This window comes from Alkaliphilus crotonatoxidans, assembly GCF_054658015.1.
The window spans coordinates 315,385-330,271 of record NZ_BAAHXS010000003.1 but is presented as its reverse complement, the minus strand read 5'-3'; the positions used below and the strand labels follow the sequence as shown (position 1 = coordinate 330,271).

15 protein-coding genes, 2 pseudogenes and 1 riboswitch are annotated in these 14,887 nt (G+C 41.9%); of the genes and pseudogenes, 2 read left to right on the top strand and 15 right to left on the bottom strand.

All coding sequences use genetic code 11. The annotated features are described in order from the left end of the window. From ACYQ1I_RS02505 to htpG, 11 genes and pseudogenes are all read right to left on the bottom strand, one after another. The coding region (locus tag ACYQ1I_RS02505; protein ID WP_459762134.1) for a glycosyltransferase family 2 protein at positions 1–505 on the bottom strand (505 nt) is incomplete at its 3' end. A 5-nt stretch (positions 506–510) separates the two neighbouring features. Then, positions 511–702 carry a hypothetical protein gene (locus ACYQ1I_RS02500; RefSeq protein WP_459762132.1) on the bottom strand — a complete coding sequence of 64 codons (192 nt, stop codon included), beginning with the start codon at positions 700–702 and terminating at the stop codon, positions 511–513. Continuing rightward, the gene (locus tag ACYQ1I_RS02495) at positions 675–1,079 is read right to left on the bottom strand and encodes a hypothetical protein (protein ID WP_459762130.1); all 405 of its coding nucleotides are present in this window, start codon (positions 1,077–1,079) and stop codon (positions 675–677) included. The genes ACYQ1I_RS02500 and ACYQ1I_RS02495 overlap by 28 nt, the downstream gene beginning before the upstream one ends. Positions 1,080–1,113: 34 nt before the next feature. Beyond that, positions 1,114–2,031, bottom strand: coding sequence for a polysaccharide deacetylase family protein (locus ACYQ1I_RS02490; protein WP_459762142.1), 918 nt, complete (start codon positions 2,029–2,031; stop codon positions 1,114–1,116). A 33-nt stretch (positions 2,032–2,064) separates the two neighbouring features. Then, positions 2,065–2,312: pseudogene (locus ACYQ1I_RS02485) on the bottom strand (polysaccharide deacetylase family protein); the annotation flags it as partial. A 549-nt stretch (positions 2,313–2,861) separates the two neighbouring features. Continuing rightward, positions 2,862–3,838: pseudogene (locus ACYQ1I_RS02480) on the bottom strand (aldehyde dehydrogenase family protein). Continuing rightward, complete coding sequence (locus ACYQ1I_RS02475; RefSeq protein ID WP_459762128.1) at positions 3,825–4,082, bottom strand: aldehyde dehydrogenase family protein; 258 nt, start codon at positions 4,080–4,082, stop codon at positions 3,825–3,827. The pseudogene ACYQ1I_RS02480 and the gene ACYQ1I_RS02475 overlap by 14 nt, the downstream one beginning before the upstream one ends. A gap of 17 nt (positions 4,083–4,099) precedes the next feature. Then, positions 4,100–4,246 carry a hypothetical protein gene (locus ACYQ1I_RS02470; RefSeq protein ID WP_459762126.1) on the bottom strand — a complete coding sequence of 49 codons (147 nt, stop codon included), beginning with the start codon at positions 4,244–4,246 and terminating at the stop codon, positions 4,100–4,102. 22 nt (positions 4,247–4,268) lie between these two features. Next, positions 4,269–4,967, bottom strand: a complete 699-nt coding sequence (locus tag ACYQ1I_RS02465; protein WP_459762124.1) for a helix-turn-helix transcriptional regulator — start codon at positions 4,965–4,967, stop codon at positions 4,269–4,271. 53 nt (positions 4,968–5,020) lie between these two features. Next, positions 5,021–5,953 (bottom strand): Gfo/Idh/MocA family protein, encoded by a 933-nt coding sequence (locus tag ACYQ1I_RS02460; protein ID WP_459762122.1) that lies wholly within the window; start codon positions 5,951–5,953, stop codon positions 5,021–5,023. 199 nt (positions 5,954–6,152) lie between these two features. Beyond that, positions 6,153–8,033, bottom strand: coding sequence for a molecular chaperone HtpG (htpG, locus tag ACYQ1I_RS02455; RefSeq protein ID WP_459762120.1), 1,881 nt, complete (start codon positions 8,031–8,033; stop codon positions 6,153–6,155). 297 nt (positions 8,034–8,330) lie between these two features. Next, a riboswitch (TPP riboswitch) is annotated at positions 8,331–8,427 on the top strand. A 178-nt stretch (positions 8,428–8,605) separates the two neighbouring features. On the opposite strand from htpG, the gene thiD reads away from it, so the two are divergent. Further along, a complete protein-coding gene (thiD, locus tag ACYQ1I_RS02450) occupies positions 8,606–9,412 on the top strand; it encodes a bifunctional hydroxymethylpyrimidine kinase/phosphomethylpyrimidine kinase (RefSeq protein ID WP_459762118.1) in 807 nt (268 codons plus the stop codon). 134 nt (positions 9,413–9,546) lie between these two features. Here thiD and ACYQ1I_RS02445 read toward each other — a convergent pair whose 3' ends face one another. The 4 genes from ACYQ1I_RS02445 to ACYQ1I_RS02430 form a co-directional block, all read right to left on the bottom strand. Beyond that, the gene (locus tag ACYQ1I_RS02445; RefSeq protein ID WP_459762116.1) at positions 9,547–10,047 is read right to left on the bottom strand and encodes a nitroreductase family protein; all 501 of its coding nucleotides are present in this window, start codon (positions 10,045–10,047) and stop codon (positions 9,547–9,549) included. A 39-nt stretch (positions 10,048–10,086) separates the two neighbouring features. After that, on the bottom strand, positions 10,087–10,692 hold the full coding sequence (locus ACYQ1I_RS02440) for a DJ-1/PfpI family protein (protein ID WP_459762114.1): 606 nt from the start codon (positions 10,690–10,692) through the stop codon (positions 10,087–10,089). Positions 10,693–10,844: 152 nt separating this feature from the next. Next, entirely contained in the window at positions 10,845–12,752 is a 1,908-nt protein-coding gene (locus ACYQ1I_RS02435; RefSeq protein WP_459762112.1) for an FAD-dependent oxidoreductase, read from the bottom strand. Positions 12,753–12,878: 126 nt separating this feature from the next. Continuing rightward, on the bottom strand, positions 12,879–13,685 hold the full coding sequence (locus ACYQ1I_RS02430) for a MerR family transcriptional regulator (RefSeq protein WP_459762110.1): 807 nt from the start codon (positions 13,683–13,685) through the stop codon (positions 12,879–12,881). A gap of 477 nt (positions 13,686–14,162) precedes the next feature. Here ACYQ1I_RS02430 and ACYQ1I_RS02425 point away from each other — a divergent pair, with 477 nt between their 5' ends. Then, the gene (locus ACYQ1I_RS02425; RefSeq protein WP_459762108.1) at positions 14,163–14,861 is read left to right on the top strand and encodes a GntR family transcriptional regulator; all 699 of its coding nucleotides are present in this window, start codon (positions 14,163–14,165) and stop codon (positions 14,859–14,861) included. Positions 14,862–14,887 lie beyond the last annotated feature (26 nt).

The window sequence follows — 14,887 nt, the reverse complement described above, 5'->3', positions numbered from 1 at the left end:
GATCTTGGAAGGGTTGTACAAGATTTTTAATAGCCGTAGGCTCTAAAAAGCTATCGGAGTCTACAAAGACCACCAGGTCATGCTTAGCCAGGCTCACTCCCCTCACCAACGCTTCCCGCTTGCCTCCGTTCTGATCCATGGGAATAAACTTCAGGCGCTCTTTAATATCATATCGACCCGCCTCTTGATAAAGCAGCCCTACGATTTCATTGATTTTTTCCACCGACCTGTCGGTGGAATGATCATCCACTACAATGACCTCCAATTGCTCGAGGGGATAATCCTGATTAATACAGCTCAAAATAGTTCGTTGTATCCACTGTTCTTCATTAAAGCAGGGAATGATGACCGATACCCCCGGGGTATACTCAGGGTTAATAGGCACATGACGGTACATTCCGCCGAAAAAATATCGAGAAAGCAGAAAAATAGCAGTAATCAAGCTATAGAGATATAAAACGATATTGTATTTAAAATAGACGATACTCTCCACTCGCATCAGCATAATGATCAAAACAGCGATAAAGAGCAGGCTGCTGGCGGTATAAACTGAAAAGCCCCATCGCCTTTCTTAAAATAAGAGGAAAGGTCCCTTTCAAATTCCAGGGCCACCATGGCTTTAGAATGGCCCTCGTGAACCTGGCTAAAGGATCGAACCACCCTTCCGCTGACCTTTACTTTAGATTCAAACCCCTCAGGCATGGTTCCAGGGGAATTTCAAATTTTACAATATATTCCCCTGTTGAATTTATATTGGACCCTTCCTCAAGGGCAATTAAAATGCCTGTAGAGGAAATATCCACCGCCTGCCCCTTTAAGGAAGTCGTCTTTTCCTTTCCCCTTTCATACATGAGCACTTCAAAATTTGCCACATAGCGCAGGCTTAGCATCCTGAGCCGGTGAACATACGCTGCATCTGACTCAAGGGCATCCCTTTCAGCTCCCTTTGTCCCTCTCCGATCAGCCAACACCCGGATTTTTTGAGGATCTGGAACATTTGACAAAATTCGCCTGTCAGGTCGGGGTACAGCCATGATTTCCTTTTCTTTTCTACTGATATGCTTTCTGTTTTTAGCCACAAAACTGTCTCCCATCAACAAATAGAATTTTCGATTAATTTAATAAATCTGTCAAGATTTTAAAGGTATAGCCCCTCTCCAACAGGGCTTCAATTGCCATGGGAAGAGCTTCTACCGTATTGGTATCATCCAGGATATGCAATAGGATGATACTTCCCGGCTGAGTCTTTTTTAAAATGGTACCAGCGATATCCTCTGCTGTATTGTTTATATCCCAATCAAAGGTTGTAACATCATACATGGCTATGGTGTCATAGCCGGTGGCGGCAACAATCTGGGCACTTCGATGGTCGTAGGCACCGGTTGGGGGCCTGAACAGCATAACAGGCTGCGCTTGAATGACCTCGGCAAGTACCCTGTGGGCCTTCACCACTTCCTCCTGAATTTCTTCTGCTGACAGCTCCGTAATCACCGAATGACTATAGGTATGATTTGCAATTTCATGACCAGCCTCGTGGATTGCCTTGGCTAAATTAGGATTGACTTCAGCACCATCGGCCTTAAGGAAAAAGGTGGATTTAATATTGTATCGCTCTAATATATCAAGGATTTGGGTAACGGTTATGTCACGCCCCCAATCATCAAAGGTCAGAGCAATTTCCTTTTCCCTTGTTTTTACTTTGTGTATTACCTGATAGGGGGTATTTTCAAAATCATGGTTGAGCTTTGCTGCATCATAGCCTTCAATGGCCTCCAGGGGCCTTCTTTCATAGGCTCCTTCAAAAAGCTGGCTTAAGGGCACCAGTTCATAGCCTACCTGTTCTACAGCCTGGGCAATTAAAGGAATCGCCTTAATTACCTCGGGATTTTTATCACTGTTTAAAGCTATAATCCCACCTCTGGTGATGTAGCGCTCCACGTAGTCACCAATTTCCCGGGCTTCCTTCATATCCCAGTCCTGGGGATTGATACTGTAGTTTACCAGGGCTTCCAGGCCACATTGGGCTGTCACCAATAATACATCATCATTATAGGCCCCTCCCTGGGGTCTGATATACTTTGGCGGGATGCCCGTCGCCGCTTCGATAATTGCATTACTCCTGGCAATTTCCCGATAAATCTCTTCATAGCCTAGTTTAGTCAGATCCCAGCGATTTAAGGTATTATTTGCAATTTCATGGCCCTGGTCGATGATTTCCTTGCGATATCCGGTTCCTCTGCGACCCTCATCCCCGGAAGAAAAAAAGTGGCCTGAATCCCATGACGATCAAGCTCAGTCAACAAATCATCCATCATTTTTTCATCCCCCATGCCATTAAAGGTTAGGGATAGTTTTTTTTCGGTGGTATATACATAGGAAACAGCCTTGCTTTTTTCTCCCCCATAGGGAATAATTTCTTCCTTTTGCTGCCCCTGATTTTGACCGTCACCATAGGAGGATACAGCTTCTTTAGTGGAGCTGCACCCTGTCAGACCCATTAATAAAATAAATATAATAGCCAAAACCATTAAACACTTTCGATTTGTCCCCCGTTGTTTACCCATGACAATTCTCCTTTATTTAATCCATTTATCTTCAATATTTCTATGGCTACCCAATCATCACAATAAAAACACTTTTATATTATTTCCCAAAAGCAGAGGTTTTTTAATAATGCCTTTACTTTTATTTACCATATGCCACCCTATGAATATGGTTTAAAAAAAGAATTCCCCGATGTTCAGTCAACTTCAGCGAATTCATAATTTATAAAATAAAAGTGTCAATAGTCCTTTATTCCTATTTTATTTCCTGCTGTCAAATTTGTCAATCCTATCCATAATGGTATCTAAACCAGTATTTTACTTTAATAGTCTGCGAATCAGGCTTAATTTATTTCCATGGGGAGGGTAAAGGAGCTCTAAATTAAAACGGGTGCCTCTCTTTAAGATGTTCTTTTGATGAGAAAAGGTTTTAAAGCTGGTCCGGCCATGGTAGCTTCCCATTCCCGAAGCCCCTACCCCACCAAAGGGTAAATGGGGGCTGGAAACATGAAAAATGGTATCATTGACACAACCTCCACCAAAGGAAGTTTGACTTAATACTGTGGCTTCTACCCTTTGGTCCTCTGTAAAAACATAGAGGGCCAGAGGCTTGGGCTTGCCATTAATGACAGCAATCACTTCGTTTAAGTTTTCATATTCCAGTATAGGGAGCAATGGCCCAAAGATTTCATCCTCCATGATCGTATCCTGCCAGGTCACCCGGTCAAACAGAGTTGGTTCTATATAGAGGGTTTCTCGGCAATGGCTTCCACCATAGATAATTTTTCCTTGATTATCCTCTATTAAGGCCCTTAATCGGTCAAATTGTTTTTCATTGACGATTCTGCCATAGTCCTTGCTTTTAGAAGCATCACCCCCATAAAAGGCCATGATGGCCTCCTTCAGCTTTAAAATAAAGGCTTCCCTAACCTCTTTATGTACGTAGATATAATCAGGAGCAACACAGGTTTGCCCGGTGTTTAAAGCTTTCCCCAGATAATTCTTTTGGCTGCAACGTCAAGGCGGGCACTTTTATCGACAATGGTTGGACTTTTCCCCCCCAGCTCAAGGGTTACGGGAACCAAATTTTTGGCTGCTGCCTGCATTACAATTTTCCCCACCTCCACGCTTCCTGTAAAGAAAATGTAGTCAAAGGCACCATTAATCAAGGCCGAGGTGGTTTCCTTTTCCCCTTCTATTACGCTGACATATCCCTCATCAAAGGTTTCATTTAAAAGCCTCTTAACTAGGGCGGATACCTGTGGTGTGGCCTCTGAAGGTTTAGAACCGCACAATTTCCTGCCGCCAGGGCCCAATCAGAGGCTCAATTAAAAGCTGGAAGGGATAATTGTAGGGGCCAATGATCAGGACTGTTCCATAGGGCTCAAAAATGGAGTAGTTTTTAGATGGAACCTGGTGGATTGATGCCCTTACCCTTTTGGGCCTGGCCCATCGCCTTAGGTTTTTGGTAAAGTAGCTGATGCTATCTAAAATAAAGCCTACTTCCGTGGTGTAGGCTTCAAACTCATTTTTCCCCAAATCCAGATAAAGGGCCGTTAAAATCTCCTGCTCATATTTTTGATCACCTGCTTCAGTTTATTTAAAGCAGCTATTCTATAGTCAAGGCTCTTTGTCTTGCCTGTATAAAAATAATCTCTATGGCCTTTAATCAGTTCTTCAACCCAATCTTGACTACTTCCCATTCCCTTCGCCTCCCTTGATAATCTACATTTGTTTTTTAGGGCCCGGCTGAAATTCCACCTTGACGCACTTTCCAATGAGCCTGATATTGCTTAATTCCGTTACCACCGGGGCTTCATTGGCTCCCGTTGATAAAACCACCTTGTTGTTGGCTTCCCTTCTAAGCTGCCTGATGATTCTTTTACGATTCATTTCAATAAAATACAGGCTACTATTTTCTATTTCATTGGCTGTATAGATCATAATTACATCGCCCTTTTTAATTCGCAGGGCTTCCATTGAATTATCGGCAGCCTGAACAAAGGAAAGTCTGTCCCAATGGTACCCCTCAACCTTTTTCCCAATTACGGGCAGATTTCGATGGCCTACGATTTTATTGGTTTCTATGTCGTAGACAGGATATTTTTTGATGATATTGGCCAGGGCATCGGACCATTGCTCTGTTGGCTGTATCGGATAAAATTCTTCCCGAGGCTTTGATGGCTCTTTGTCTGCCTGGGGTTTTTTAGGTACTTCTTCCCTAAAGGCTTCTTCATAGCCAAAATCGATTCTTTCCCCCAGCTTGCTCAAAATATTTTCAGCGGCCTTCTCATTGATCACCTTTCGGCCTGATTCGATTTGAATAATGTATCCCTCAGACAAACCGCATTTTTTGGCCAGCTCCTTCTCAGTCATTTTTGCCTTCTGCCTGGCCTCTTTTATTTTCATAGCAATTCGATTCATATCTGCCACCTCTGTTTATAGTTTTATAGATAATTTAATTGTAGCATGAAGCTTCATGATTTCAATGGAATATTCTCTGACCGGGTACTTAGGCCTTCTAAGATTTTTTCGCAGATTTCATGGGTATATAGGGAATCCATCAGTTCCTTCTGGGAAAAATCCTGGTTCCTCACCCGTTGTAAAAATTCCATTACAATGGGTTCAAAGCCCCTTTTATACAGGGTTGTTTCCCAATCATCGAACCTTTCAATCTGACAAGACGAGCCTTTATAATGATGTAGCGCTACCAAATTTTCTACCTGATATTTACCTGAGGAAGTGAAGACTGTTACCAGTTCTTCATTTACACCGCTTTCTCGGTTCATTAGGGCCGTAGCAGCCTTATTAGCCCCCATCAGCTGTACCGTAAGGCTTGATAGTAAATTGCCTGACCAAACAGGATAAACCGCCATTTGCTTAAGGGGTCCATCCATTAAATATAAAAGTGTGTCAACCACATGAATAAAATCGTCAAAAATAAATTCCCTGGGGGCAAGGGGCTGATTATTGCGATTTTTCTGAAGTATAATCATGTTGATGTTTGGTTTTTCCTTTAACTGCCTGATCATGGGGGCAAAACGCCTGTTAAAGCCCGTCATCAGAAGTACCCCCTGGGCCTTTGCCAGCTCCGTCACCTTCTTGGCCTCCTGATAATGATCGGCGATGGGCTTATCTACATAAACCGGAATTTGGGCCTTGAGCAAATGGCTAATAATTTCGGGGTGGGTGCTGGTGGCGGTGTGGACGAAGGCCCCTGCAACACCTGCCCTGATAATTGAATCCAGGGTCTGATGAATTTTAGCAAATCGGTATTGTTCGCTGATTTGCCTGAGCTTTTCAGGGCTTCTGGTATAGAGATGAAATTCAACATTTTCCATTTGTCCATAGATCGGCAGATAGGCCTTTTGGGCTATTCCCCCCAATCCAATTACAGCAATTTTCAACATACACTTCACTTCCTTTGGACTTTTTTAACACCTATTAAAAAAGGCAAGCTCTCCAACCAAATTGTTGTGGAAATCCTTGCCTGCATTATCATGTTACCAGAAAAAATACTAATAAATGATTAATAATATTTTACATAATTTGTTAAGTTAAATCAATAGCAGGCCCCGACGATTTTCATTAGTCGGAACCTGCTATAGCTTATTTCATGATTTTGCAAATGTTATTGGTAAAGGCCACCGGGTCGTTAATGGGAAGTCCTTCAATTAACAGAGCCTGGTCATACAGCAGGCTGGTATAGAGCTTCAGCTTTTCCTGATCCTTTTCGTAGGCATCCTTTAGAGATTGAAATACCTCATGGTTAATATTGATTTCCAATACCTTTTCGGCCTTTATATTTTCACTATTGGGCATGGCATTTAAAACCTTCTCCATTTCAATGGTCAGGTCTCCCTCATTAGACAGGCAAACCGGATGGCTCTTAAGCTTTTTAGAGACCTTTACAGCCTTTACCTTATCCGCCAGAATATCCTTCATGGAATCAAAAAGACCCTGATAGTTTTTAGCCTCTTCTTCTACAGCCTTTTGGTTTTCATCGGCCTCAAAGCCTAAGTCGCCGCTGGAAACTGATTTAAATTCCTTTTCTTTATAATTCATCAGCATTCTAATGGCAAATTCGTCAACATCATCAATAAAATATAGAATTTCGTATCCCTTATCTGAAACCAGCTCAATTTGAGGCAGTTTTTCAATTCGTTCGTAGGATTCACCGGCAGCATAATAAATATACTTTTGATCCTCCGGCATTCTGCTGACATATTCATCTAATGTAACCAGCTTCTTTTCCTTAGAGGAATAGAACATCAACAGGTCCTGTAGGGTTTCCTTCTCACTTCCAAAGTTGTTGTAGACACCAAATTTAAGCTGTCTTCCAAAGGATTCATAGAACTTTTCATATTTGTCTCGTTCTTCCTTCATCAGGCTTAAGAGACCGCTCTTAATTTTACTTTTGATGTTTTTGGCAATCAGCTTTAATTGACGATCATGCTGCAGCATTTCTCGGGAAATGTTTAATGATAAGTCCTCGGAATCGACCATTCCCTTGACAAAGCTGAAGTAGTCCGGCAATAGATCAGGGCACTTATTCATGATTAATACCCCACTGGAATACAGCTCTAGCCCCTTTTCATATTCCTTAGTGTAGTAATCGAAGGGGGTTTTTTCTGGTATAAATAAAATTGAGTTGTATCTTACAGCCCCGTCAACGCTAATGTGGATATGCTTAAGGGGTTTGTCATAGCCATAATGCTTGTCTGCATAAAATCTTTCATAATCCTCCTGGGTAAGCTCGCTTTTGTTCTTTCTCCAGATGGGCACCATACTGTTAAGGACCTGCTCTTCAATGTAGTCCTCATATTCATCCTCAGTGCCCTCCTTTAATCTGGTATTTTTCATATCCATTTTAATGGGATACCTGATGAAGTCGGAATACTTTTTAACAATGCTCTTCAGCCGATATTCTTCTAAATACTCATCATAGCTTTCATCCTCGGTATTCTCTTTAATCTTTAAAATGATATCAGTTCCGACGGACTCCTTTTCCCAGGGCTCAATGGTATAGCCATCGGCCCCGTGGGATTCCCATTTATAGGCCTGGTCTCCATCTAATGCCCTACTGATAACCGTAACGGTTTCTGCCACCATGAAGGCTGAATAGAAGCCAACGCCAAACTGGCCAATGATTTCGTGACCATCTTTAATTTCCGTTGCCTTTTTAAAGGCCAGGGAACCGCTCTTGGCAATTACCCCTAGGTTATCCTCCAATTCTTCCTTGAGCATACCAATACCTGTATCAGAAATCTTTAATACTCGATTTTCCTTGTCTGCGAAAATCTTAATGTAATAATTTTCAGGATTGAAGCTTATGTTTTCGTCAGTCAAGGCTCGATAATAGATTTTATCAATGGCATCACTGGCATTGGAAATAAGCTCCCTTAAAAATATTTCCTTGTGGGTGTAAATTGAGTTAATCATCATATCCAGCAGTCTTTTGGATTCTGCCTTAAATTGTTTCTTTGCCAAAATAACCCCTCTCCCTTCATTTTATTTCTTTTAATTCTAAAGGCTCGTCCCACTCCTATATATGTAAACAGTACCTTACTCAAGGAATTCTGTATGGGATTTTTGCCCTCTTTGTGTTAGCACTCTCGTTTAATGAGTGCTAATTTCCATAGTCTTTATATATCATATTCTTTATTCTGTGTCAATACCTCCATTTAGGTTATTGGGTAAGCTTCTTGTACAAAAAGGAAGAATAATCGTTTTATTAAGTTGATTGATTGACGACGGCTTTTTTTCTGTGCTACAATTAAATAAAAAATCTATTTGCGGGGGGACCATTTGGTTGAGAAGGTAAAACCTGACCCTTTGAACCTGTCAGCTAATACTGGCGTAGGGAAGCAGATCATTCATGTTGATTGAATTATGGGTGCTTCTGATATTAAGAAAGCACCTTTTTTTATTATCTACCTTCCGTACTAGATTCAACAAAAGTAGTCCTTTAAATCTATAAGGAACGCTCTATTCTTGAGTCAATACTTATTGATTAAGGGTTAAATGATCTCCTGCAATATTAATGAAAGTGAGGGAGCAATATGAAAAAAGTATTAACGATAGCCGGCTCAGATTGCAGCGGCGGTGCAGGCATACAGGCGGACCTGAAGACCTTTTCGGCCCATGGTGTCTTTGGAATGAGTGTGATTGTATCGGTTGTGGCTGAAAATACCAGCCGGGTCATTGATATTCAGGATGTAACGCCAGATATGATTGAAAAGCAGATTGACGCTGTATTTGAGGATATTGAGGTGGATGCAGTGAAGATTGGCATGCTTTCTCAGCCGGCCTGTATGATGGCTGTGGCTAAGAAACTTAGGCAATACCATCCTGCCAATGTAGTGATTGACCCGGTAATGTATGCAAAAAATGGTTGCCCCCTTATGGACCCTGATGCCATCGATACTTTGATTGCCGAGATTATCCCCCTGGCGGATTTGCTGACACCCAATATCCCAGAGGCTGAGAAGATTTCAGGCCTTCAAATTAATAATGTAGCTGAAATGGAGCAAGCAGCCAAAAAAATCTACGAAATGGGGGCTAAAAGTGTACTGGTAAAGGGCGGCCATGCCCTAGGGGATGCCCTGGATGTACTATATGACGGTGATCAATATATCCATTTTAGTGCCGAAAGAATCGATACCAAGAACACCCATGGCACCGGCTGCACCTATTCCTCTGCCATAGCCTCTAATTTAGCCCTGGGTATGGATTTACAAGGGGCTGTAAAGCATGGTAAGGACTATGTTACAACGGCCATCAGGCATTCCCTTTCCATCGGTAAAGGCTGCGGGCCCACCCACCATTTTTACAAGCTTTATCAAAGGGGATTAAATCGACCCATTTAAGACTGAATTGTTGTAATATAAAAGGCCCCAACCGTTGGGGCCTTTTTAATTGTTTGTATATATAAATTAAGGCATTCTTTAAATTTGCTTTGAACACTTGATTAATTTCCTCTGTTCCTAACACCACTCCTTGACTACCACTTCTCGTAATGAATTTTAGATTGGTCATATCTGTTCTCTGGCTTCCTTTCTTCGGCCGGATACCCAATGGATATAATGGAAAGGGGGATGACTGCTTCGGGCAGGGATAGGATTTTTTGAACTGCCTTGACCCGATCCTCAGTGGGATGCACCCCCAGCCAAACGGCCCCCAGCCCCAGATGCTGAGCCATCAATAGGATATTTTGGGTGGCGGCCGCACAGTCCTGTACCCAGTAACCGCCATATTTTTCTTTTTCGGTATCACCACAAACTACAATGGCCACTGAGGCATCCTTAAGCATTTTTGAATAGGGATGAACCTCCATGATTTGGTTAAAGCACCCCTTATCCCGCACAACAACAAATTCCCAGGGCTGCCCGTTCCCTGCCGAGGGGGCCGCCATGGCTGCCCTTAGCAGTTCCCTGACCTTTTCCGCTGAAACCTCTTCATTTGTGTATTTTCTAATGCTTCTTCTTTCAAATATTTCCTTCATAGGGTCCTCCTTAAATTATATATTTTTATATCAGCGACTTTATTGTCTGCCTTCCTTTATACAAAAGGGATCAAAATCAGCATTTTCATTCCATATGTATTCTATATCTTGGGCAATCTCTTTTGATGTCGCCTTTCCATGGCGGTCTGCAACAAAGCCCAGCGTCATATCAATTCCTGCCGAAACCCCCGATGAGGTATAATATCTACTATCCGCCACCCACCGGGCTTCATAGACCCATTTCACCTTGTCGTTAAGGGAAGTCACCCAATCATAGGCCTTTTTGTTGGTGGTTGCCCTGACTCCATTAAGCAGCCCTGTTTGGGCTAAAAGGGCTGTCCCGGTACAAACCGTCAGACAATAGGCGGCTTCATCTGCTAAAGTCTTTAACAGATCAATCACCTTCTTCTGATGAACTAGTCCCCTGGTTCCTAATCCCCCTGGTATGAGGAGAATTCCGCCAGGCTTAATTGCTGTGGCCCCTTCCGTTACAACGGTAATTTTTTGCCTGCTGACAATCTGCCCTCCATTTAAGGAAAACAATCGTATTTGATATTGTTCCATTAGCCTTCCAATGACCTCCACAGGGCCAAATACATCCAGGGTTTCAAAATCATCAAATAAAAAAATATTAACATCTATCATGATCGCCCCTCCCTTCCATTCTATTATCATTCTTTTTTTCTTATTATATCCAATAGATGGGAAAAGTCAAATTAAAGCATCAACCATAAAATTACAAAAAAAGAGCGCCCCGCCCTAGATTTTATCATCTATTCTGAGACACCCTTTTTTGATTATTTTTTTAAAGCTTCACTGGCAGCATAGGCCCCGCCAAGTCTTCCTGACGTAAAGGCATAGCCTATTCCAACTCCGTTTCCGACATAGGTATCGTTGAACAATACACCCTCTGATTCAAGCCCTACGGCATACAGGCCTTTAATTGGTACTCGCTGTTGGTTTAATACCTGGAATTTCGTATTAACCAATAAGCCACCAACAGAGCCCAGGTTATTAACCTCTGCAATGATGGCATAATAGGGACCTTCCCCCATGGGAATCAAGTATTCAGAGGCTTTACCAAATTCGGAATCAACTCCTGTTTTAACGGCCTCTTCGTATTGATTAAAGGTTTCTGTAAATACTGCCACATCCATTCCTGCATTTTCGGCCAATTCTTCTATGGTATTCCCTTTAAAGCCATGGCCCTTCTCCACCATGGCATCAAAAACCTGACCGGCATTGACCCAGGGGTGATCTAAGGTAAATTGCTCTGCAAAGTCAGCATAGAACTCGGGGGGCATACCGGGCAGCTTCGGTGCCTTTACACCATTCATCCCCTCTTCCATCAGAGCTTCGAGCTGAGATTGAGAAACGATTACATAATGATATGGGCCATGGAAGGCGCTGGTGTTGGCCGCAGCCACCGCAGTTAAGGTGTAGGCTTCATCTCTGAATCTGGCCCCTGAGGTGCCCACATTCATAAAGTTTGGTAAATAGGTTAGCATCAGGGGATAGCTTGCTTCAAAGGAATCAAACTGTTTTTTCAAGTCATTGGTAGCCCTGGCCAGGGTCTGATGAAGCATTTGACCGCCAAAATTATCCGGCACCTTGGCCCCCACTTCCCATGACATGATTAAGCCTTCTCCAACGTTTTGTCCCAGACCGCCATTAACTCCCTCAAAGCCAAAATGTTCCTTGACCATTTCGGCGTTGGCAGCATAGCCACCGGTTGCCATAATAACACTTCTACCGGTAATTTCAAGGGTTGTGCCGTCAGATTTCTTTGCAATCACGCCTACCACTTCACCAGCTTCATTGGTTATTAGCTCCTTGGCGGTGGTTTCTGTAATCACCTGTCCTCCTCCAGCTTCAACGGAATCGGCCAGCATTTCCCTCAGGGTAGGCTGACGGGTTTCATAGGGGGGCAATACGTGAAGCTGCTCTCCCATGTAATTAAGAAATTGAGTAGTGTATCCCTTTTCAGCCAACCAATCGTAGGTTTCTCCTGACTTCACCACATATTGCCTGATGGCCGCAGCATCCACCCGCCAGTGATTGTTTTCAATCCAATGGGCGATCTCCTCTTCTGCATCAACCTCTACTCCATTTTCAACGGCAACAGATGAATTATAGAACTTACCGGCCCAGGATAAATTACTGGCACCGCCAATAACACCTGTCTTTTCAATAATAATTACCTTCGCCCCTTCATCGGCCGCTGCTATAGCCGCCGATACGCCGGAGGCCCCTGCCCCCACTACGATAACATCGGCTTCCAGCTGCTCTGTTTTTCCTTCACCTGTTTTGGGGGCACTTTCTTTTTTAAAGGCATCGACATTTCCTCCCGCCTGTACAATGGCAGCTTCAACGGCTGTTAGCATGGCTTCGCTAGAAATGGTTGCTCCACTGACTGCATCAATAGCCAGGGATTGGGTTTCCAATATCTGCTCCTTGATTCTCTCAAGGGCCTGATCCCCCAATCCTTCTGTTTCTGACTGGCTGATGATCTGAATATCAATTATTTCTGTTTCACTCAGGGTCACTGCTATTTTTACATCGCCTCCGTGTCCCTTGGCCTCTGCCGAATAGGTACCTGGCTCCATTGTGCCGGCTGTTTCCTGGGTACAGCCTCCCAGCAGAGAAACCACTAACACCAGGGCCAGGGCCAACAGTAATGGTTTACTGATTTTTGTCCTTTTCATTATTCATCCTCCTTATTAGATCAGGTATAAATCCTTATACAAAAAAATTGTAAACCCTGGTGCAGCACCAGGGTCAAGGATGTTTGTTAAAAAACAAATAAAAATATGCAAATTAGATATAACAATCTAAATGGGTATATTTACCTCTAAATAGGAATTGTTTTTGTCTTTAGTCTTTTCTGTTAAAATGATTTTACCGATAACGTCTCCCTTAATCGTATAGCTCTTTCTTTTAATAAAATCCAGCATAAACTGAACGGAGTTCCTGGTGAGATAATCCTCTTGACGAGTTCGAATTACCGAGGTTAGATAGGTGTTGGGGGCGATGTATTCAACATTTTTATCTATTTCCAAATCAAAATGTTCTACTTCCTCCTCGGAAATGGCCAGGCCCCAGCTATAGTCAAAGGTCTCGCCCTGGGACAATAGCGCCTTTTTTTCAATTCTAAAGGAATAAAAGGTATAGGGCAAAGCCTCCATCCATGCATTAACTATTTTATGCAGATGGTCATCCTGCAATAATATGTTTTTATTGGTCTGCTTTAGTCTGTATATACCCGGTAGCTCCTTGATCTTACATTGATTTAATAAGGTCTCCATTTGGTCAAAATCATCATTAATTTCCTTCATCTTATTTAAAAGCAGGGTCTTACTTTTTATTTCTTCCTCCAATTGAAGGGCGGCTTCCTTGATATGATCAATAATTCTTTCCAAGGGGGCCTCTTTTGTCAAGGCCGCTGCCTCTGGCAGGGGGATCTGTATACTCCTATACCATCTGCTCATCAGCAGACTTCTGGCATCTAAATCACTAAAATATCGATAATTGTTTTTATGGTCTTTTATTGGTGTAATAATACCATATTTCTCATATAGCCTTATGGTATCAACAGTGACCCCCAGCAGAGAGGCGAATTCACCGATGGAATATTTCATTATTTACACCTCCTTGTAATTGCCTTTATATAGATTATAACAGATATAAACAATAATCAATCTCTCAAAGAGGTTAAATAGGTTATAAATGCTTTGACTCATTTCTCCGACAAGGCTTGTTTTAATAAGGTAACTTGACCAAGCAACTTTTTCATTACCGTAAACACCTCGCTATGTATAAATTAATTTATCACAATGCCGGTTAAAACTGCAGGCCCTTACCGGCCCGATAATTCTGGGAAAATCTATTTTTTACCAACAATAACCTTTTTCATTATAACTCATATTCCCCCTGAATAAAAGATAAAAGCCTATTCAATTCCCATCTGAGATTAATCACAGCAATAGCCCTTAAAAATAAGTGTTGGCGGTACATTCAATGGTTTTTCTTTGAAAAAGCTGATATAATATAAACTACAGAACTCATAATATATATGGAAAGTCGGTGATACGATGGGAAAAATCAGTTTTTTATACTTGCAAATATATAATGAAATGAAGGAAAAAATAGAAAGCGGAGAATGGAAGGAAGGTATGAAGCTGCCCACTGAGCATGAGCTTATAGATACCTTCAGCGTTAGCAGAGACACCATCAGAAAGGCTTTACAAAAGCTGACTAATGATGGTTATATATACAGACAGGCTGGAGCAGGAACCTTTGTAAAAAATATAAAATCAAGATACAAGCTTACTGTTTTAGAAAGCTTCAGCGAACAAATGATATCCAGGGACTTGGCACCCTCAAGCGAAATAATTGATATAAGTCTGGGGCTTCCCAGTCAAAAAATAGCCAAATATTTAGAGTTAAAAAAACATGACAAAACCTATATCGTAACAAGAATAAGAAAAGCAGATCATGAGCCTATGTGCTATGAAACGGCCTATGTACCTGAAAAAAACTGTCCTGAATTAGATAAAAAAATCAACCAAAGTACCTCTTTATATAAGCTATACGAAGACATTTATGGGTTAAAGATAAAATATGGAGATATTTTTTTAGAGGCTGAAAAATGTCAGGATCAAATAGCAGAAAAATTAAATATCGAAAAGGATTCCCCTATGCTAAAAATGAATTGTATCGTTTATTTGGAAAATAATAAGCCATTATATTTTGTTGAAACCCACTATATTGGCGATAAATATGTTTTTTTTGCAAGTATGCCAAGAAAATTATAAAAGCCCCAAAATTGGGGCTTTTTCAG